This is a genomic window from Streptomyces sennicomposti (assembly GCF_019890635.1).
GTDB lineage: Bacteria > Actinomycetota > Actinomycetes > Streptomycetales > Streptomycetaceae > Streptomyces > Streptomyces sennicomposti.
Genome location: NZ_JAIOAB010000050.1, coordinates 16,475 through 34,509 on the forward strand (window position 1 = coordinate 16,475; position 18,035 = coordinate 34,509).

13 protein-coding genes and 1 pseudogene are annotated in these 18,035 nt (G+C 71.9%); 7 read left to right on the forward strand and 7 right to left on the reverse strand.

The genetic code is table 11. The features are described 5' to 3' along the window. Nucleotides 1-94: 94 nt before the first annotated feature. Both K7787_RS23850 and K7787_RS23855 read right to left on the reverse strand, forming a co-directional pair. Nucleotides 95-592: a hypothetical protein gene (locus K7787_RS23850; RefSeq protein ID WP_169437045.1), complete on the reverse strand. Its 498-nt coding sequence runs from the start codon at nt 590-592 to the stop codon at nt 95-97. Between the two features lie 28 nt (nt 593-620). Further along, nucleotides 621-5,306: a DUF6531 domain-containing protein gene (locus K7787_RS23855; RefSeq protein WP_223002885.1), complete on the reverse strand. Its 4,686-nt coding sequence runs from the start codon at nt 5,304-5,306 to the stop codon at nt 621-623. Between the two features lie 245 nt (nt 5,307-5,551). On the opposite strand from K7787_RS23855, the gene K7787_RS23860 reads away from it, so the two are divergent. Continuing rightward, complete coding sequence (locus K7787_RS23860; protein ID WP_223002886.1) at nt 5,552-6,994, forward strand: glycoside hydrolase family 76 protein; 1,443 nt, start codon at nt 5,552-5,554, stop codon at nt 6,992-6,994. 18 nt (nt 6,995-7,012) lie between these two features. On the opposite strand, the gene K7787_RS23865 is transcribed toward K7787_RS23860, so the two are convergent. Beyond that, entirely contained in the window at nt 7,013-8,023 is a 1,011-nt protein-coding gene (locus tag K7787_RS23865) for an NADP-dependent oxidoreductase (protein ID WP_223002887.1), read from the reverse strand. A 110-nt stretch (nt 8,024-8,133) separates the two neighbouring features. Between K7787_RS23865 and K7787_RS23870 the strand changes: the two genes are divergently transcribed. The 3 genes and pseudogenes from K7787_RS23870 to K7787_RS31930 all read left to right on the forward strand — a co-directional run bounded on the left by K7787_RS23870 (nt 8,134) and on the right by K7787_RS31930 (nt 9,283). Then, nucleotides 8,134-8,727: a TetR/AcrR family transcriptional regulator gene (locus K7787_RS23870; protein WP_223002888.1), complete on the forward strand. Its 594-nt coding sequence runs from the start codon at nt 8,134-8,136 to the stop codon at nt 8,725-8,727. Between the two features lie 6 nt (nt 8,728-8,733). Further along, nucleotides 8,734-8,898: pseudogene (locus K7787_RS32315) on the forward strand (hypothetical protein); the annotation flags it as partial. A gap of 139 nt (nt 8,899-9,037) precedes the next feature. After that, a complete protein-coding gene (locus K7787_RS31930; RefSeq protein WP_308036456.1) occupies nt 9,038-9,283 on the forward strand; it encodes an SDR family oxidoreductase in 246 nt (81 codons plus the stop codon). On the opposite strand, the gene K7787_RS23880 is transcribed toward K7787_RS31930, so the two are convergent. Together K7787_RS23880 and K7787_RS23885 are read right to left on the reverse strand one after the other, a co-directional pair. Further along, nucleotides 9,225-9,665, reverse strand: coding sequence for a spore germination protein GerW family protein (locus K7787_RS23880; RefSeq protein ID WP_009192337.1), 441 nt, complete (start codon nt 9,663-9,665; stop codon nt 9,225-9,227). The two genes, K7787_RS31930 and K7787_RS23880, sit on opposite strands and share 59 nt — an antisense overlap. 746 nt (nt 9,666-10,411) lie before the next feature. Beyond that, nucleotides 10,412-10,834 (reverse strand): VOC family protein, encoded by a 423-nt coding sequence (locus K7787_RS23885; RefSeq protein ID WP_223002889.1) that lies wholly within the window; start codon nt 10,832-10,834, stop codon nt 10,412-10,414. A gap of 220 nt (nt 10,835-11,054) precedes the next feature. Between K7787_RS23885 and K7787_RS23890 the strand changes: the two genes are divergently transcribed. The 3 genes from K7787_RS23890 (at nt 11,055) to K7787_RS23900 (ending at nt 15,733) form a co-directional block, all read left to right on the forward strand. Then, nucleotides 11,055-12,080 (forward strand): helix-turn-helix transcriptional regulator, encoded by a 1,026-nt coding sequence (locus K7787_RS23890; RefSeq protein WP_223002890.1) that lies wholly within the window; start codon nt 11,055-11,057, stop codon nt 12,078-12,080. A gap of 197 nt (nt 12,081-12,277) precedes the next feature. Beyond that, nucleotides 12,278-14,113 carry a cholesterol oxidase substrate-binding domain-containing protein gene (locus tag K7787_RS23895; protein ID WP_247721234.1) on the forward strand — a complete coding sequence of 612 codons (1,836 nt, stop codon included), beginning with the start codon at nt 12,278-12,280 and terminating at the stop codon, nt 14,111-14,113. Nucleotides 14,114-14,368: 255 nt separating this feature from the next. After that, complete coding sequence (locus tag K7787_RS23900) at nt 14,369-15,733, forward strand: alkaline phosphatase (protein ID WP_223002891.1); 1,365 nt, start codon at nt 14,369-14,371, stop codon at nt 15,731-15,733. Here the strand turns inward: K7787_RS23900 and K7787_RS23905 are convergent. Together K7787_RS23905 and K7787_RS23910 are read right to left on the reverse strand one after the other, a co-directional pair. After that, complete coding sequence (locus tag K7787_RS23905; protein ID WP_247721235.1) at nt 15,699-16,889, reverse strand: MFS transporter; 1,191 nt, start codon at nt 16,887-16,889, stop codon at nt 15,699-15,701. The two genes, K7787_RS23900 and K7787_RS23905, sit on opposite strands and share 35 nt — an antisense overlap. Nucleotides 16,890-17,068: 179 nt before the next feature. Continuing rightward, a complete protein-coding gene (locus tag K7787_RS23910; RefSeq protein WP_223002892.1) occupies nt 17,069-18,016 on the reverse strand; it encodes a methionyl-tRNA formyltransferase in 948 nt (315 codons plus the stop codon). Nucleotides 18,017-18,035: the final 19 nt, after the last annotated feature.

Here is an 18,035-nt window from a genome sequence, read left to right on the forward strand (position 1 = left end):
GCCGTGGCGGGCGGCGTGTGCGCCGGTGTGCTGCCGCCGTTCCTTCCGGTACGACTCCCCAGGCGCTCGCGGTCGAAGGGCCGGCTGGGCGGCGTCAGGAGTGGTTCTGGTAGCGGTAGTCGTAGTAGTCCTTGCCAGCCACCAGGACCGAGGTGACGTACGTGGGCAGGCCATCGGGGTCTCGCTCGACCTCTTGCGAGGTCTGCCGGGTGAAGCCGAGCGACACCCCGGGGATCACCGGGTACTCGGGCTGCGACGTGTCGACCCTCCAGCCGCGCTCGCCGGCCCGCTGGAAGAGGACCGCCGCCGGGGTGGTGAAGACCTCGTCGCCGTCCAGCAGGACGCGCGTGCGGGAGGTGCGTCCTTCGCCGGGCCACCACAGTTCGACCGCGGTGACGTGCGTGCCGCCCTCGGCCAGGGCCTGGACGCCGACGTGGTCGAGGTTCCACGACGCCTTCGCCGAGTTGCGGCTCGGGCGGCGCAGCACCCGCGGCTCGCCCCAGTCCTCGGGTACCGCGGCGAGCGCTTCGTCGAGCGTCATGCCCAGCAGGATCGGGGCGACTCCGCGGGGCGGGTCGAGAACCAGATCCATAGCCGTCCTCACCTCTCGTCGGCCGACGTCACTTGAGCAGGTCGTAGTCTATCGCCCAGCCCTTCTTCTCCAGCATGGCCTGGAACTTCCGGTTGTTCTTGAGACTGTCGACCATGTCCTTGATGTGCGTGTCGTACTTGTCGCCGTACAGCTCCCGGATCTCGTCGATGTCCATCTTCATGGCCTGGTCCCAGCGTCCGGCGTCGATCAGGGCGCGCTGTTTCGCCCGCCACTGCTCGCTCTCGTGGCTGGAGCCCGTGCTCGTGAGGTCACGGTGGTCCTCCGCGTCCATCCGGATCGCGGGGCCCATGCCGGCGCCGCCGCCGTTCTTGTTCGTCCGGAAGCCGGGCATGTCCAGGTGTGAGTAGGACGCCTTCGCCGGAATGTGGTTGATCTCCTGGTCGACGGGGTTGATCCGGTCCTTGTTCTCGTCCAGGAGGTTGGCGGGCTTCAGGCCGCTGTACCAACCCCCGTTCTCCGTACAGCCCTTGGCGATGAGCCCCTCGGGGTCCATCAGGGTGTACGGATTGGTCACGTAGGCGACCGGGTTGGGGGCCGGGCCGAGTCCGAGGGGATCGGGGCTGGCGTAGCGGGCGGTGTCCGGGTCGTAGTGCCGCTGGTAGTTGTAGTAGAAGCCGGTCTCGGCGTCGTCGTACTGCCCCGGCAGGCGCAGCGGGGTGTACGCCGCCGCGTCGCGGTTCCAGCTCGTGGCGCCCCATACCGTGGACCGGCTGTGCCAGGCGATCTCGCCCTGCTCGTCGACGAGTTCGGTGGGCGCGCCGACCAGGTCGGTGACGATCGCGAAGAACCGCGCGTCCACCACGTCCTGGGGGGCGCGGCCGGGCTCGGTGCGGCGTTCGAGCTGGGTCAGCGGGCGATGCCCTTCGTAGTCCCAGGTCGTGGTGACGTGATGGGCCGTGTCCGTCTGCTCGGACAGCCGGGTGCCGTCCCACGTGAAGTGGACCGACCGCAGGACGGTGCGTCCGTCGGCGCTCATCCGGTGTTTGGCCGTGCGCCGCCCCAAAGGGTCGTAGGAGTAGGTCCACCGGGTCCCGTCGGGGGTGGTGCAGGCGACGAGGCGGTTCTCCTCGTCCCAGGTGTAACGCCAGGTGTCCGGCTTCTTCGACAGCCGAGTCTTCTGCCGCATGACGGTACGGCCCGCGGCGTCGTACTCGTAGCGTATACGTCCTGCGCTCAGGACCCGGGTGCCCTGGACGGAACGGTCCCCCCGGCCCTCCGTGCGTGCGGCCCGGTCCGGCCAGTCGGCCCTGATCTCGTTCCCGGCCGCGTCGTAGGCGTAGGACTCCGTCCAGTTCTCGGCCGTGACCCGCAGCGGGCGGCCCACCGGGTCCAGCTCGAAGTCCTTTCTGGCGCCGTGCAGTTCGTCGGCGATGTGCTCCAGGTGGCCGTCGGCCCGGTAGCCGTAGGCGCGGGCGCGCAGGGCCCGGTCGCCCGCGGTCAGCGACTGCGAGGTCAGCCGTCCCATGGCGTTCCACCGCGAGTGGAGCGTCACGGGCGCCCCCGCCGGACCGAAGCTGCGGGCCACCTCCTTCCCCCAGGAGTCATGGGCGAAGGTCAGGGTGTGTCCGTCGCTCCGCAGGGCGGTGCGGTTGCCCACCTCGTCGTAGGCGGAGCGCGCCACGGCGCCGGTCGGGGTGATGCGGGCGGTACGCCGTCCCGCGGCGTCGTAGGCGAAGCGGGTGGTGCGGCCGTCGACGGTCTCGGCGACGACCCGGCCGATCACGTCGCGCTCCAGGGAGATGCCGGAGGTGGGCGAGGTCACGGCGGCGACGCGACCGGCCGCGTCATACGTGTAGTGCGTACGCCGCCCCGCCACCTCCTTCGCGACGACCCGGCTCATCACGTCGTACTCGCTGGTGATGCGGTCGCCGAGGGGTGTCGTGCGGGCGACGGGCCGGCCCATCGGGTCGTACTCGTAGGCGACCGTTCGTCCGTCGAAGTCGGATTCGCGGATCAGGTTGCCCGCCGCGTCATAGGAGTAACTCCACTTCAAACCGTGAGGGTTGACGACTTCAGTGAGACGCAGCTCGGTGTCGTAGGCGAACGAGTGGCGGGCGCCGTCCGCGCCGGTACGGGCGGCGAGCCGGTCGAAGTGCGTGTACTCGAAGCGGGTGACGGCGCCCGTGGGACCGGTGTGCGAGGTGCAGTTGCCCTCCGCGTCCCAGGTCCAGCGCTCCTCGGTGCCGTCGGGCGCCACGCGTCGGCTGAGCCAGCCCTGGGGCAGCCACTCCAGAACCGTTGTCGCGCCGCCCGGGGCGACGGCGCGCACCGGGCGGCCGAAGGCGTCGCGCTCGACCGACGCGGTGTGGCCGAGGGCGTCGGTGCGGGAGAGGACCAGGCCCGCCGCGTCGTGGGTGAGGTGCTCGGTCGCGCCCGTCGGATCGGTCAGGGAGAGCAGCGCACCGCGCGCGTCGTAGGCGAAGTGCGTCTCGGTGCCGTCCGGCGCGGTGATCCGGGTGCGGTTGCCCCGCTCGTCGTAGCTCTGCCGCCAGATCGTGCCGTCGGCCTCGGTCACCTCGACCGGCAGATCGAGGTCGTTGTAACGGGTGGTGGACCGGCTGCCGTCCGGGAACCGGACGGCGGTCAGGTTGCCGCGGTCGTCCCACGTGAACTCGGCGCGATGGCCCAGCTGATCGGTGCGCTCCAGCAGGTTGTCGTGCCGGTCCCAGCGGAAGTGCACGGTGTGGCCGAGCGGATTGGTCTCGGAGAGGATCTGGCCGAGCGCGTTGAACCGGGTGACGGTGACCGCGCCCGTCGAGTCCGTGAAGCAGGTGGTGCGCTCCTCGGTGTCGTACGTGAAACGGGAGGACAGCGCCCCGTCGGGGCCGATGGTCTCCACGACCCGGCCCGCCGCGTCGTACACGTACCGATAGGTGTGACCGTTGCGGTCGGTCCACGACGTGACACGGCGCTGGTCGTCGTAGGTGAAGCGCAGCCCGACGCTGTCGGCGTAGGACGTCACCTCGTCCAGATTCCGGTCCGTGTACACGAACGAGGCGATGTCGGTGAAACCCGCCGTGGTGCGCAGCCGGAGGGCCGTCACATGGTGGCCGGCCGGGTCGCAGGACACCCGGACGTCGTAGCCGCCGTCGTGCAGGACCGCGCTGGGCAGCCCCTCGTCGTCCCGCACGATCTGTACGGTGTTGCCGTTGCGGTCCTCGATCTCGCTGAGCCAGTGGAGACTGCCCGAGGTGTAGGGACTGCCGGTGAACCGGTGTATTCGGCCGGAGTGCGGGTCGGTGGCCGCGTAGACGATCTCGCCGAGGGCGGTGCGCTCGACGTAGGTGAGCGGCACACGTGCGCCCTCGACCGGTTCGACCCGGTCGTCGGCGGAGACCGGCACTCGGGGGTAGACCAGGAGGGAGCCGTCCTCGCGGGCCCAGACCGCGCCCTCGCCCAGGAGTTCCAGACGCTCGTCCAGGGTGGACGCCCAACTCGGCCCGAAACAGTGCCCGTAGTGGTAGCCGGATATGTGCGTGCGGCGCAGCACCAGCGGAAGCAGGCCCGGCAGGGCGAGATCGGTCTGCGACAGCACCATCTCACCGCTCGCGACGTCGACCGGGTCGGTCTTGCACCTGCGCCGGGTCAGGGGAACCGACTTCTCCCGCGCCCGCGCGATCACGTCGTCGAGGGAGTCCGGCCTGCGCTTCGTCGCGCTGTCCAGGCGGGGGCGCCCGTCGCCGGGGCCGCCGTGCTTCTTCCCCCCGCCGTCGATGGCGTCCACCATGCTCCGCACGGAGTGGTCCTTGCCCTTGTGGAGACGGGAGGTCGCCCGCGCCCGGTCCGGCACGGTCTCCGTGATGCGCTTCGCGATCTTCCCCAGGGCCTTCTCCGAGCCCTTGATCGCGCCGTGCAGCACGCTGTCGAAGACCTGCGTGAACGGGTCGCGGCCCTTGCTCCGGCCGAACGCGCCCTTGACCCGGCCGAGCGGGTCGGAGGCGGCCGTGTGCAGTTCGGTCCCGTGCCGGGAGACCTTGCCCGCGCCGTCCTCGAACTCGACGTGGTCGATGTGGGTGCGCTTCTGCGCACCCCCGTCACCGGTTGCGGTCCCGCTTCCGGCCGAGGCGAGGTGCATCCCGCCGCCGTGCTTGCCGCCGCCGCCGTCGCCGGGCGGCATGTGGAACGCGCCGTCGGCCAGATCGAGCACCATGTCCTCGACCATCGCCTCCAGTTTGGCGTTGACCGGCTCGGTCAGCTTGGCGATCACCTCGTCGACGATCCGGTCCACGGCCTCGTCGATGATCCGCTTGACCACCTGCCGCATCGCCTGGATCTCGGCCGCGCCCAGGACCGCCGACAGACCGCCGGTCACCCAGGCCAGACCGATCGACAGGCCCACCGACCCCGCCATGACGGTGAGTTCGGCCTCGGCCTTGGTCTTCATCCAGAAGACGATCTCGGCGAGCGCGTCGCAGGCGTTCGCGAACAGCCGCGCCAGTTCGGGGAGTTTCTCCAGATGGCCGGCCTTGACCTGGTTCCAGTGCTTCTCGAAGGCGTCGACCGCCCAGCCTTCGGAGGAGGAGAGGATCCGGCTGACCGCGAGGTGCGCGTCCCCGCCGTGGCCCTCGAACGTGTCGGCGAACTCCCGCATGGCGTCGGCCATTTCGCGGTAGTCGTCCTCGTCCACATTCGGGAAGTTGATCCCGATGAAGTCGAGAACCTCGTCCAGCCAGCCCGGGATCGTGTAGCCCATCCCTGTTCCTCCCCGTTGTTCCGCGGCTGCAGGTGCGTGATGTGAAGGCGAGCCGCGGCTGAAGACCATAGCGAATCCCTGATTCCGTGAGATCGGAGCGGACGTCACCAGCCCCGCACCGGACGAGTCGGCCGATCGGCCGCCCGCAGGATTGACGTGGTCACGGCGACTGGTTACCGTCCCGGGAGAGCCCTCTCCGGTGCTCGGCGGTGCCCCCACGCATCAGGCGAGGTTCAGGAGTCCCCATGCGCAAGAAGCGTTTCCTGCCGGCCGCAGTCCTCGCGATGGCTCTGACAACGATGTCCATCGGCGGCGCCGAGGACGCCGTCGCGGCCCCGGCCGCCAACGCGGCGATCTGCAACAAGTTCTGTGACACCCGGGATCCGGCGCTGAGCAGTCAGGACCGGCAACCCGTCAGCACCACCCTCCAGTCCCGCTCGATCGTGCTGCACTTCGACGACGCCGACGCCATGGGCTGGGCGTCCATCGACAAGGGCGCGGCCGGGGACGAGGTCTGGCTGGACCGCTCGATGGACGGCGGCCGGACCTGGACGAGCGGCAGCAAGCTCGGCGACACCAGCGTTCCGGCCGGCAACAGCGGCTGGCGCACGCTCATGTACAACGTCGACGACTGGAACAACGAGGGCGTCGGCGCGCTGCGCGCCTGCGGCCAGGTCGCCGGCAGTATCGCGTGCACGGCCTGGGCGCGGACCACCTGGAACGCCGGCGACCGCCGGACGGCGGCGGCCACCGCCCTGATGATGTCCTTCGACCGCGGCACCAAGCTCTTCGGCGGGAACGGCTGGTGGACCTCCGCCAACGCGCTGACCGCGATTATCGACAACGCCCGGGTCAGCGGCATGGGCAGCTACCGGTATGCCATCGCCGAGACGTACGACAAGAACATCGGCGCGCAGGGCGGCCAGTTCACCAACGAGTATCTGGACGACACCGGCTGGTGGGGGCTGGCCTGGGTGGACGCGTACGACATCACCGGCGACAGCCGCTACCTCAGCACCGCCCGCGCGGACGCCGACCACATGTACGCGAACTGGAACGCGACCTGCGGCGGCGGCGTGCGCTGGAACACGAACGGCAACTACAAGAACGCCATCACCAACGAGCTGTTCCTGTGGCTGACTTCGGCGCTGCACAACCGCATCCCGGGCGACACGGCATACCTGGACCGGGCGAAGAACGAGTGGGCCTGGTTCCAGAAGAGCGGCATGATCAACGGCGACCACATGATCAACGACGGACTGAGCGACGCCTGCGCCAACAACGGCCAGCCCACCTGGACGTACAACCAGGGCGTCGTGCTCGGCGGACTGACCGAGCTGTACAGGGCGACCGGCGACACGAGCCTGCTGGCCTCGGCACGCACCCTGGCGGACGCCTCCACCGTCAGGCTCCAGTCGGGCGGCGTGCTGCGCGAACCCGGCGAGAGCGATGCCTGCACCGGCGATGGCCCGACCTTCAAGGGCGCGTACGTCCGCGGGCTGGGCAGGCTCAACACCCAGCTCGGCGACCACCCGTACGCGTCGACGCTCAGCAGGTGGGCGAACTCCGCGTACGCCAACGACCGCAACGCACTCGACCAGTACGGCCCGCACTGGGCCGGCGGAAGCGGGACAAGCGACTACGGCTGCCAGCAGAGCGTGCTCGACCTCCTCAACGCGGCAGGCTGACACGGGTTCTGCGCGGTCCTAGAGCACCGTGAGGACGATCTTGCCCTGGATGTGTCCCCGGGCGGCGCGTTCGTGTGCCGCCCGGGCGTCCGCGAGCGGGAACGTGCTGTCGATCGCGACGCGGACCGTTCCCGCGTCCAGCAGGCGGCCCAGGCGGGCGAGTTGTGCGCCGTTCGAGCGGACCTGAGTCCCCGAGACCGTGACGCCCAGCCGCGTGGTCTCCTCCTCGTCGAAGTCGCCGAAGAACACCGGGAACAGAGCGCCGCCGCGCTTGAGCGTGCGGAGGAAGCGCCTGCTGTGCGGGCCGCCGACGGTGTCAAGGACGAGGTCGGCGTCGTGGACGAGTTCCTCGGGGCGCGTCTTCGTGTAGTCGATGAACTCGTCGGCGCCGAGCTGCTTCAGGAACCGCTCATGCGCTCCCGACGCCACCGCGATGACCCGTGCGCCCTGCCACTTCGCCAGCTGGAGCGCGAAGTGCCCCACTCCGCCCGCGGCGCCGTTGACGAGCACCGTCTTGTCCGCGTCGAGGGGCACCGGGTGATGCCTCGCCGGCTGGAAGGGCGAGGGGTGGTCGTGGCCGAGTTCGATCAGGAACTGCCATGCGGTGAGCCCGGCCATGGGGACCCCGGCGGCGTGCACGTGGTCGATGCCGGCCGGCTTGAGCGCGAGGTCCGACGCGGGCGCGGCCACGTACTCGGCGTAGGCGCTGCCGTCGAAGCTGGGGAAGCGGAGGAGACCGAAGACCTCGTCCCCGGGGGAGAAGCCGGACACGTCCGCGGCGACGGCCACGACGACGCCCGACAGGTCCGTCCCCGGGATGACGGGGAGGTCGAACTTCGGCCTCGTCTCCGGGGGCAGGTTGGTCATGCCCTCGCGCAGGTACCAGTCGGGGGGATTGACGCCGACCGCGTGCACGCGGACGAGCACTTCCCCCGGCCCCGGCTCGGGCACCGGGACCTTCTCGTGACGCAGCACTTCGGGACCGCCGTGCTCATGGAGCCGGATCGCGTTCATCGTGGGTGTCGGCATCTGTTTCCCCTGCTCATGTCACGGGATAGGCTTATTCGGTTCAGTGATCCGAATAAGTGGACCACTGATCCGAATATATGGACCACTGATCCGGAAAGTCAAGGGGACACATGCGGGCCGACGCCAGGAAGAACCGCGACCACCTGCTCGCCGTAGCGGGCGCCGCCATCGCCGAGCAGGGTGTCGACGTGTCCCTGCGCGACATCGCCCGCAGGGCCGAGGTGGGACTCGCGACGCTGCTACGGCACTTCCCGACCCGTGAGGCGCTGCTCGAAGCCCTGCTCCGCGCGAGTTTCGACGAGATGACCGCCAGGGCGAGCGCCCTCGAAACGTCCGACTCGCCCTCCGACGCACTCCTTTCCTGGCTGCGCGACTGTGTCGAGTGGACGACCGCCTATCGAGGCGTGACCGTGCTGATGGCGGCCGCGATCGAGGACGCCGAATCCGCGCTGCACACCTCGTGCGTCACCCTGCGCGCGGCCGGTGCGCGGCTCCTCGCCCGGGCTCAGGCCGCGGGCGTGGCGCGGGACGACTTCGACGGCGCCGATCTGTTCGCGCTGGTGGCCATGCTCGCCTGGGTCGGCGACCAGCCCTCCCTCGCACCACGCGCCGATCACCTCTTCGACTTGGTCGCGGGTTCGGTCCTGACGGGCGCGGGAAGCGGCCGTGCCGAGGGAGAACGCCGCCCCGAGGCCCGTAGCTGATCCGGCGTGGCCCACCGGCGGGCCCGACCCGCCGCGACCGACGCCGTCACCGACACCGCGAGCTTCGACCGGCGGCTCGCGGTCGCCACGCGCGCCCCGTTCCGCCTGGCCGGAGCACTGGCGACGGGCAGGGCCGAGCGCGGGCACGGGTCGATCGTGCCGGCCGGCTCCGGCGCGGCGCGGACGCCGGCTCCGGTCGGGGCCGCTTACGGCGCGTCCAAGGCCGCCGTGGGAACTCCTCGCCCGTTGCCACCGGGCCACCGAGTTCGGGCCGGCCGGTGTGCGGGTCACCGCCGTCTCGCCGGGACCCGTGCGCACGGAGGCCGCCGAGGCGATGCCCGGCGACCGGGCCGCCCTGATGGACGGGACCGACGCGCACGGCCGGGCCGGCGACCCCGGGGAGATCGCCGGCGTCGTCTCGTTCCTGGTCGGCCCGGCCGGCAGCTACGTCAACGGCGCCGTTTTCTTCGCCGACGGCCGGTCATCGGAGGCGGGGGTCAGGCCCGGTGTCCGCGCCGTCGGCGCAGGGCGCGGACCGCCTTGGGCAGGGCGTTGACGATGACGAGGGCCGCCAGGGGCAGAACGAGGTCACGCCAGGGGGACCGGATCGGCTTGTAGGTCACCGTGCCGTCGCGGATCTCCAGATAGCCGAGCGGCCTGGCCCCCGCACCTCCGCCGCCGCCCTCGCCCTCGGCCGTCTTGGCGGCCTCGGCGTCGCCGAACTTGCGTCCGGCGCCGAAACCGAAGCCGAAACCGACCTCGGCGACCGGGACCACGGTGACGCCGTCCGCGGTGACGGGCTCGCCGTAGACGGCCTTCACCGAGGCACGGCCGCCGAGCCTCTCGGCCAGGTGGTCCAGCGGGGCCACGGGGGAGTCCGCGGGTGACGGGTGGTCCGGCGTACGTGCGGGCACGTTCTCGGGCTCGGCGGCGGTCATGACCCATCTTTCGGTAGGGGGTGTTCGGCCGTGGAGTCGGCGCGCATCCGCTCGAAGGGACGGGGCCGTCCGCCGAAGAGCGGACGGTGTCGGGTGTGCGGACTCGGTGGTGCGGTCATGCGCTGGTCACCGTCCTCCGAGACAGCGGCCCTGAGGGATACGTGTGGTGCGGTGGTGGTACAGAGTGAAGCCGCTTCACGATATGCCGACGGGGACCGCCTCCGCCACCATGCCCACGGTCCGGCCCGGTTCGAAGGGCCGGGCCTCCTTCGAACCGGGCCGGACCGTTCCTCCTCCCGAGCGCCCGGCGGCCAAGTGAGCGTCCCTACACCGCACTTGCGCGCCACCGGCAGCCCTCACGCTCGACGCCACGGGCCGGGACCGAGTACGGCGGCTGCTCGCTGCGCGGGCGGTGCCGAGTCGGCGGGGGCGGCCGCAGGTGAGGGCGTCGCCGCACGCGACGGGGTCATCCCCGGCCCCGGTGCCGGGCCAGGGATGGACGACCTGTCCCGGCACCGGGCGCTGGGGCGGCTGTGGCCCCAGCTAGAGGACATCCCCGCGGAGCGGCGCGACCTCGCCCGCATGATGTTCCTGGAACCGGCCGCCGAGAAGCCGCACGTCGATCCCGGTGCGGTGCGCGGGCAGTTGGTGGCGGGGCCGCGAGCGTCCTCCGGACGAACCCCGGCTGGTGTACGGGGCGGCACCCGGCTCACCGTCGGAGGCCGCGCCGCGGGCCGCGGGAGACGTCAGTTCTCGTCGGCCCCCCGCATCACCGCCGCGAACTTCTCGACGGCCGCCGGGCTGACCGGGGTGAAGAAGTTGACGAGGTTGCCGTCGGGGTCGCGGAACAGGAGCGACCGGTTGCCCCAGGGCATCGTGGTCGGGCCGCTGACGAAGTCGGTGACGAAGCCGGTCAGATTCCGGTGGACGCGGTCCACGTCGGCCACGAGGAACTCGGTGATCACGCTCTGGTTGGCGGCAGGCCGGGCGGAACCGGGCGCGAACAGCGGGACGGTGCGGGTGCCGGCGATGGCGAGGGTGGCGCCGGGGGGCGTGAGTTCGGCGAAGTCCTCCGTGGCCCACACCGCCCGCACCCCCGTGGCGCGCTCGTAGAACGCGACGAGGCGCGCGACGTCGTCGGTGATGATGCGGATCGAGACGAAGTTCATGGTGATCTCCCTTGTGTGCCGGGGTGGTCGAGGTCGGCCGCCGGAGCCGTCGTCCGGGATCTCCCGGCCGCCGGGACTCCTTGAGCCGCCCGCGTCCGGTGCCTGGGGCGCCCGCCTCCGCAGGCTGGATGGTCCGCGTCGGGCTCCCGGGGCGCCGTACTCCGCACGCTAGGGGAAATACAGGACAGAATCGGTCCTGTATCGGCGCTAGGCTGGGACCATGTCCCGACCCACCGGCCGTGTCCTCACCCTCCTGGAGCTGTTGCAGTCGGGCGGCACCCGGACGGTGGCCGAGCTGGCCGACCGGCTCGGCGTGGACGGGCGGACCGTGCGGCGGTACGTGGACCACCTGATCGACCTCGACGTGCCCGTCGAGTCGGTGCGCGGCCGCTACGGCGGGTACCGGCTCGGCCCCGGCTACCGCCTGCCCCCGCTGATGCTCGGCGACGACGAGGCGCTGGCCGTGCTCCTCGGCCTGGTCGCCGGCCGCCGGGCCGGGCTTACGACGGCGGGACACACGGCGAGCGAGACGGCGTCGGCGAAGATCCGGCGGGTGCTGCCCCGGCACGTCGCCCACCGGCTCGACGCGCTCCTGGACGGCCTCGCCTTCACGGATCGGCCCGGCGCGCCCGACGTCCCCGACGCCGACGTCCTGCTCACCCTGGCCGACGCGGTGCGCCACCGACGGCCGGTCTCGATCCGGTACACCGGCCGCGACGGGCGGCGCAGCGAGCGCACGCTGCACGCGTACGGGATCGTCGCTCACTCGGGGCGGTGGTACGTCACCGGCGAGGACGCGGGGATCGGCGAGGACCGGACCTTCCGGCTCGACCGCATCGAGGACGTACGGACCCTGCCCGGCTCGTTCGAGGCGCCCGAGGGCCCCGATCCGGCGCGGCGCGTGGTGACCGCGCTGGCCACTGCCGAGTACCGGTACGAGGTGGCCCTGCGCGTCCACGGGACGGTCGACCAGATCCGCGCCCGTCTTCCCGCCGGCGTGGCGCTCCTGGACGGGGACGGGCCTACGGCCGGCGAGGACCGGACGGCAGAGCGCTGGCGGCGCGTCGAGCTACGGGCGGAACGGCTCGACTGGCTGCCCCCGGTGCTCGCCGCGCTCGACCGGCCGTTCGTCATCGAGCGCCCCGCCGAACTCCGCGACCTGGTCGCCGCCCTCGCCGCCCGCCTCGCCTCCTACGCTCGCCGAGACCCGGACTCCTTCGCCGGTCCAGAGCCTGATCCCCGCTAGCGGAAGGGAGTTGCACGAATACAGCATCCCTTCAGGCGGGGCGGATTCGCGGGGAATTCACTCGATCACGTGAACCCGGCCGAACGTATGACCGTGAAGGCGTTCTCCTTGCGTAACGTGCGTGCTCGGCCGACCCGGCGGCGCCGGTTCGGAGCGGGACATCAGCGGGTCAAGAGCGAGCGGGCCAGGGGGCGGGAATGACGGAGGACGGTCCTTCGAACGGGAGCGGCGGACTCTCGCGGCGCAGACTGCTCGCGTCGTCGGCGGCGGCGGGCGGCGCGGTCTGGATGCTGCGCGGACTGGTCCGGCCGGGCAGCGCCTACGCGGCCTCGGCGGCTCCGCCGGACTTCCCGGCCGGCATCGACGTCCACCAGCGCGTCTACGAGAACTGGGCCGGCGAGATCCGCACCGACCAGCTGTGGACGTGCGCCCCGCGCAGCCCCGAGGAGGCGCTCGCCGTCGTCAACTGGGCGCACGGCGCGGGCTGGACGGTCCGTGCGCAGGGGCGGCGGCACGGCTGGGCTCCCCTCACGGTGGCCGACGGCACACCCGCCGCGACCCGGGTCGTTCTGCTGGACACCACGGCACACCTCACCGCGATGTCGCTGGAACAGCCCGCCGCCGACGGGACGGCCGCGGTCCGGGTCCAGTCCGGCGCCTCGCTGGAGACGCTGCTCGCGTTCGCCGGCGCGCGCGGGTACGGGGTGGCCTCCGCTCCCGCCCCCGGCGACCTCTCGGTCGGCGGCGCGCTCGCCATCGGCGCGCACGGCACGGCCGTCCCCGCCGTCGGCGAGCAGCCGCCGCCCGGCCAGGGCTACGGCTCGCTGAGCAACCTGGTCACCGAACTGACCGCGGTCGTCTGGGACTCCGCCGTCGGCCGCTACGTCCTGCGGACCGTCGGCCGGGGCGAGCCCGACTGCGCCGCGCTCCTCACCCACCTCGGCCGCTCGCTCGTCACCGAGGCCGTCCTGCGGGTGGGCGCGGACCGGAACCTGCGCTGCCAGTCCTTCCTGGACATCCCCGCCACCGAGCTGTTCGCCGCCCCCGGCGCCCCGGCCGGCACCCGGACCCTGGCCGGCTTTCTGGACCGCACCGGCCGGGCGGAGGCGATCTGGTTCGCCTTCACCGACCGCCCCTGGCTGAAGGTGTGGAGCGTCGCCCCGCAGCGGCCGTTCGGCGCCCGCGCGGTCGACGGGCCGTACAACTACCCCTTCTCCGACTCCCTGCCCGAGCCGGTGGCCCGGCTGGCCGGGGACCTGGTCGCCGGGGCGTGGGCGAGCGCGCCGCTCTTCGGACAGGTCCAATACCTGCTGGCCAAGGTGGCGTTGACCGGCGACATCACCGACGTCCTGCTCTCCGGGACCCTGGTGCGGGACGTGCTGACCGGCGATGTGCTCACCCATCTGCTGGCCGGCGGCCTGCGCTCGGACCTGTGGGGCCCCTCCCGCGACCTGCTCCAGTACGTACGGCCCACCACCCTGCGCGAGACCGCCAACGGCTACGCCGTCCTCACCCGCCGCGCCGATCTCCAGTGGGTGGTCAGCCGGTTCGCCGACTTCTACCGCACCCTGCTCGCCCAGTACGCGGCGCGCGGCGAGTACCCGGTCAACGGCCAGGTGGAGATCCGGGTGACCGGCCTGGAGGACCCGTCCGTGTGCGGCGTCCCCGGCGCGCGGCCCCCGCTGCTGTCCGCGCTACGACCGCGCCCCGACCGGCCGGACGTCGACACCGCCGTGTGGATCGACGTCCTCTCCCTGCCCACGACGCCCGCGCTGCACCGCTTCTACCGTGACATCGAGCAGTTCCTCCTGGCCCTGGACGGGGAGCGGGCGACGGTCCGCGTGGAGTGGTCCAAGGGATGGGCCTACACCGACACCGCTGCCTGGTCCGACCCGGACGTCCTCACCCGCGCCGTCCCCGCGAGTCAGCGCGCCGGAGGCGGCCCGGGCTGGGACGAGGCGGTCGCCACCCTCGACCGCCTCGACCCCCACCACGTCCTGTCCAGCCCGTTCCTCGACGCCCTGCTGCACTGACCGGACGGGCCCACCGGTCCGACTGGACGGCCCGCCGGTCCGACCGGACGGGCCCACCGGTCCCGGTCGCCGGTCCCGGGTTCGGCAGCCCGTACGACCCGCGCGGCCCGCGCCGTCAGGGAGTGTGCGGGGAGCGCGCGACATGACCTGGACGCACGCACACGACCGTTCGTTTACCTCTCCTTTGCCAGTGCATGGTGATCTGGCACGCGTCGGACGACATATCCGATCACCGCACGCCCAAGGAGTCACGTCATGCACAGACCCACCCGCCGTCACCTCACGGTCGCGACCGCGCTCGTCGCCGCGGTCACGGCCGCCGTCGCGGTCACCACCGCCGCCGGCGCCTCCGACGGCAAGGAGCAGGCCAAGCACGCGATCCAGGGCGGGAAGGCGAAGAACGTCATCCTGCTCATCGGCGACGGCATGGGCGACTCGGAGATCACCCTCGCCCGCGACTACACCGTGGGCGCGAGCGGCCGTCTGAACATGGACCGGTTCCCGCTGACCGGCGCCTACACCACGTACGCGGTCCACGTCGACGGCACCCCGGACTACGTCACCGACTCGGCGGCCAGCGGCACCGGCTGGGCCACCGGCGTGAAGACGGTCAACGGCCGCATCTCCAAGACCCCCGGCAGCGACAGGCCGGTGAAGACGCTGCTGGAGCTGGCGCAGCGCAACGGCTACGCCACCGGCGACGTCACCACCGCCGAACTCACCGACGCCACCCCGGCCGTCCTCGCCTCGCACGCCACCGACCGTTCCTGTCAGGGGCCGGCCGACATGGCCAAGTGCCCGCGCGACACGATCGCCGCCGGCGGGCCGGGCTCGATCGCCGAGCAGGAGGTCGACCACAAGGTGGACGTCCTCTTCGGCGGCGGCAAGCAGCGCTTCGACCAGAAGGTCACCGACGGCCGGTACAAGGGCCTGACGGTCACCCAGCAGGCGCAGAAGCTGGGCTACCAGGTCGTCACCGACGACGCGTCCATGAAGGCGGCCAAGGCGGGCCGGCCGGTCCTCGGGCTGTTCGCCCCGGGCAACGTGCCCACCGAGTGGACCGGCAGGACGGCGGCGGTCGGCGGTACGGACCCGCAGCGGTGCGTCACCTCCAACCCGGGCCGCCCCTCCACCACCCCGAGCCTCGCCGACTCCGCCGCGAAGGCGATCCAGCTGCTGGAGGCCAAGCAGAAGGCGAACCGCTCCCAGCAGGGCTTCTTCCTGCAGATCGAGGGCGCCTCCATCGACAAGCAGGACCACGCCGCCGACCCCTGCGGCCAGATCGGCGAGACCGTGGCCTTCGACCGTGCGGTGAAGGTGGCCCGCGACTACGCGGCCAAGCACCCCGACACCCTGGTCGTCACCACCGCCGACCACGGCCACACCAGCCAGATCGTGCCCCTGGAGGCCACCCCGCCCGGTCTGTCCTCCACGCTGGTCACCGACGAGGGCCAGCAGCTGAAGGTCAACTACTCGACCAACACCCCGGGTCAGTCCCAGGAGCACACCGGCACCGAGGTCCGGATCGCCGCCCAGGGCCCGCAGGCCTACCGCGTCCTCGGCGTCACCGACCAGACCGACCTGTTCACCACGGTCCGCGAGGCACTGCGCCTGCGCTGACATCCTGCGCTGACATTGCGCGCCGGTCCGGCGGGGGGGGGGGGGGGGGGGGTGGGCCGCCGCGGAGGTTGCCGATGTCGGGTCCGGCTTGTCCGACGATCTGTTCGGCGGCGCCGACGCGGCCGAGCAGTTCGTGCGGGGTGTGCGTCTGGACGACGGTGCTCCGGGAGACGACGGAGACGGTGTCGGCGGCGCCCGCCACGACGAGGAAGGCCAGGCCGGCCCATGGCTCGGAGGACATGCCGAACAGTGTCAACGCCGCGCCCCACGTGGCGGATCCCCCGAGCATGACCAGGCCGGAGCGGGGGAGCCGGGTGAAGGTTCCGGAGAAGAGGGACGCGGCGACGCCGCCGACGGCCAGGGCCGTGAGGAACAGTCCGAGCGTGCGCGGGTCGCCGCCGAACCGTTCGGCGTTGACCAGGGGAAAGAGGCTCACGGGCATCGACAGCACCGTGACGGCCAGATCCGTGAGCAGGGCCCCGCGGATGACGGGGGTGCGGACCAGGAAGGCCAGTCCGTCCAGCACTCCGCCCAGTCCGGGCCGTGCGGGCTCGTCACCGGGCTCCATCCGCGGCAGGCCGAAGGCGCCGTGGAGCGCGGCGGCGAAGGTGAGGGCGTCGATCAGGTAGCAGGCGCCGACTCCCAGCCCGCCCACGATCCATCCGCTCAGTGCGGGACCGAGCAGCAGGGCGCCCTGGAACGCGATGCGCCGCAGCGCCAGGCCCGCGGCCAGTTGGTGTTCGGGCAGGAGGTACGGGACGAAGGTGCGTGAGGCCGGACCGCCGCCCGCGCCGAAGCAGGCCTGGAGCACGACCAGCCCCAGAACCCCGGCGACGGGAACATGTCCGAGGAAGCCCTGCAGCGCGAGCAGGAACGAACAGACCGCCTGCCCGGCCGTCATGAGGAGGTAGAACCTCCGTCGCTCCAGCCGGTCGGCCAGCGAGCCGGCGAAGAGTCCGAGCACGACGAGCGGTAACGCCTGTGCCAGCCCGACGGCGCCCGTCCACACGGTGCTTTCCGTCGTCTGCCAGACCTGGAACATCACGGCGACGAGGGTCATTTGGCTGCCGAACCCGGACAGGGTCTGCCCGATCCACAACCGCCGGAAGGGCGGTGAGGACCGCAGCGGCGTCACGTCGAGCAGCGTATGTCTCATTCCCACGGGGCCTCCTCGGCCGGTTGCGCGTCGATCCGGTAGTGGAGACTCTCGCGCACGAGGCCGCGCTTCTGCCGTGTCCGGGGGCAACTCGTCGGGCCCCTCGCCGTCACTCGGTGAGGGGCCCGGGCCGGTTCGGTGGGCGACCGGTGAGGTCGGTGGGGCGGGTGCGGGCGTGGTCAGGGGCGGCTGGTGAGGTAGCCGCCCATCGAGGTGAAGTACTCGGTCGCGGGCAGTTCCCGGCCGTCGTCGGTCCGGACCCGAGTGATGGCCAGCCCGTGGTTGCGGCCCGTGCGCGCGTCGGCCCCGGCGACGATCACCACGCCCTCGCCCTCGCGGTAGAAGATGCGGCCGGGTGTGCCGCCGTAGCGGTTCTGGGAGACGACGGCGCCGAGGACCTCCAGGCGCCGGCCCTTGTGGTGGGTGAACGCGGGCGGGTACGGGGCGGACTGGGCCCTGATCAGGCGTTCGAGGTCCTCGGCGGGCCAGTTCCAGTCGATGCGGATGTCGTCCTCGGCCCGCTTGTGGAAGAACGTGGCCTGGGAGCGGTCCTGCGGGGTGAACTCGGTCTGCCCGGCGGCGATGAGGTCCAGGGCGCCGGTGGTGACCGGGGCGATGAGGTCGACGGTCTTGTGGAAGAGGTCGGTCGCCGTGTCCTTCGGGCCGACGGGCACCGCCCGCTGGAGGACGATGTCCCCGGCGTCCAGTTCGTCGTCCATCATGTGGGCGGTGACTCCGACTTCCCGTTCCCCGTTGATGAGGGCCCAGATGAGGGGCGAGAAGCCGGCGTACTTCGGCAGCAGCGAGTCGTGGACGTTGAGCGTGCCGTGCCGGGGGAGGCCGAAGATGCGCGGGGGGATCCAGGTGCGCCAGTTGTTGGCGATGATGATGTCCGGGTCGGCCTCCTTCAGGAGGGTGAACAGCTCCTCGTCGTCCGGGCGGTTGCGGATGACGACGGGGACGCCGTGCTCCGCCGCCAGATCGGCGACCGAGTCGCTCCAGATCTTCTCGTAGGCGTCCTCGCTCTTGGGGTGCGTCACGACCATGACCACCTCGTGCGGGGAGTCCAGCAGCGCTTGCAGCGTCCGGTGGCCCCAGGTCTGGTATCCGAACATGACGACTCGCATGGGAAGTTCCTCCTCGGAA

Bases quoted from the DNA above. Each gene is read 5' to 3' on its own strand.
- K7787_RS23885 (WP_223002889.1), bottom strand. From the start codon at position 10,834: ATGAACTTCGTCTCGATCCGCATCATCACCGACGACGTCGCGCGCCTC.
- K7787_RS23895 (WP_247721234.1), top strand. From the start codon at position 12,278: ATGACGGAGGACGGTCCTTCGAACGGGAGCGGCGGACTCTCGCGGCGC.
- K7787_RS23905 (WP_247721235.1), bottom strand. From the start codon at position 16,889: ATGAGACATACGCTGCTCGACGTGACGCCGCTGCGGTCCTCACCGCCC.
- K7787_RS23860 (WP_223002886.1), top strand. From the start codon at position 5,552: ATGCGCAAGAAGCGTTTCCTGCCGGCCGCAGTCCTCGCGATGGCTCTG.
- K7787_RS23880 (WP_009192337.1), bottom strand. From the start codon at position 9,665: ATGACCGCCGCCGAGCCCGAGAACGTGCCCGCACGTACGCCGGACCAC.
- K7787_RS23855 (WP_223002885.1), bottom strand. From the start codon at position 5,306: ATGGGCTACACGATCCCGGGCTGGCTGGACGAGGTTCTCGACTTCATC.
- K7787_RS23910 (WP_223002892.1), bottom strand. From the start codon at position 18,016: ATGCGAGTCGTCATGTTCGGATACCAGACCTGGGGCCACCGGACGCTG.
- K7787_RS23890 (WP_223002890.1), top strand. From the start codon at position 11,055: ATGTCCCGACCCACCGGCCGTGTCCTCACCCTCCTGGAGCTGTTGCAG.
- K7787_RS23850 (WP_169437045.1), bottom strand. From the start codon at position 592: ATGGATCTGGTTCTCGACCCGCCCCGCGGAGTCGCCCCGATCCTGCTG.
- K7787_RS23870 (WP_223002888.1), top strand. From the start codon at position 8,134: ATGCGGGCCGACGCCAGGAAGAACCGCGACCACCTGCTCGCCGTAGCG.
- K7787_RS23865 (WP_223002887.1), bottom strand. From the start codon at position 8,023: ATGCCGACACCCACGATGAACGCGATCCGGCTCCATGAGCACGGCGGT.
- K7787_RS23900 (WP_223002891.1), top strand. From the start codon at position 14,369: ATGCACAGACCCACCCGCCGTCACCTCACGGTCGCGACCGCGCTCGTC.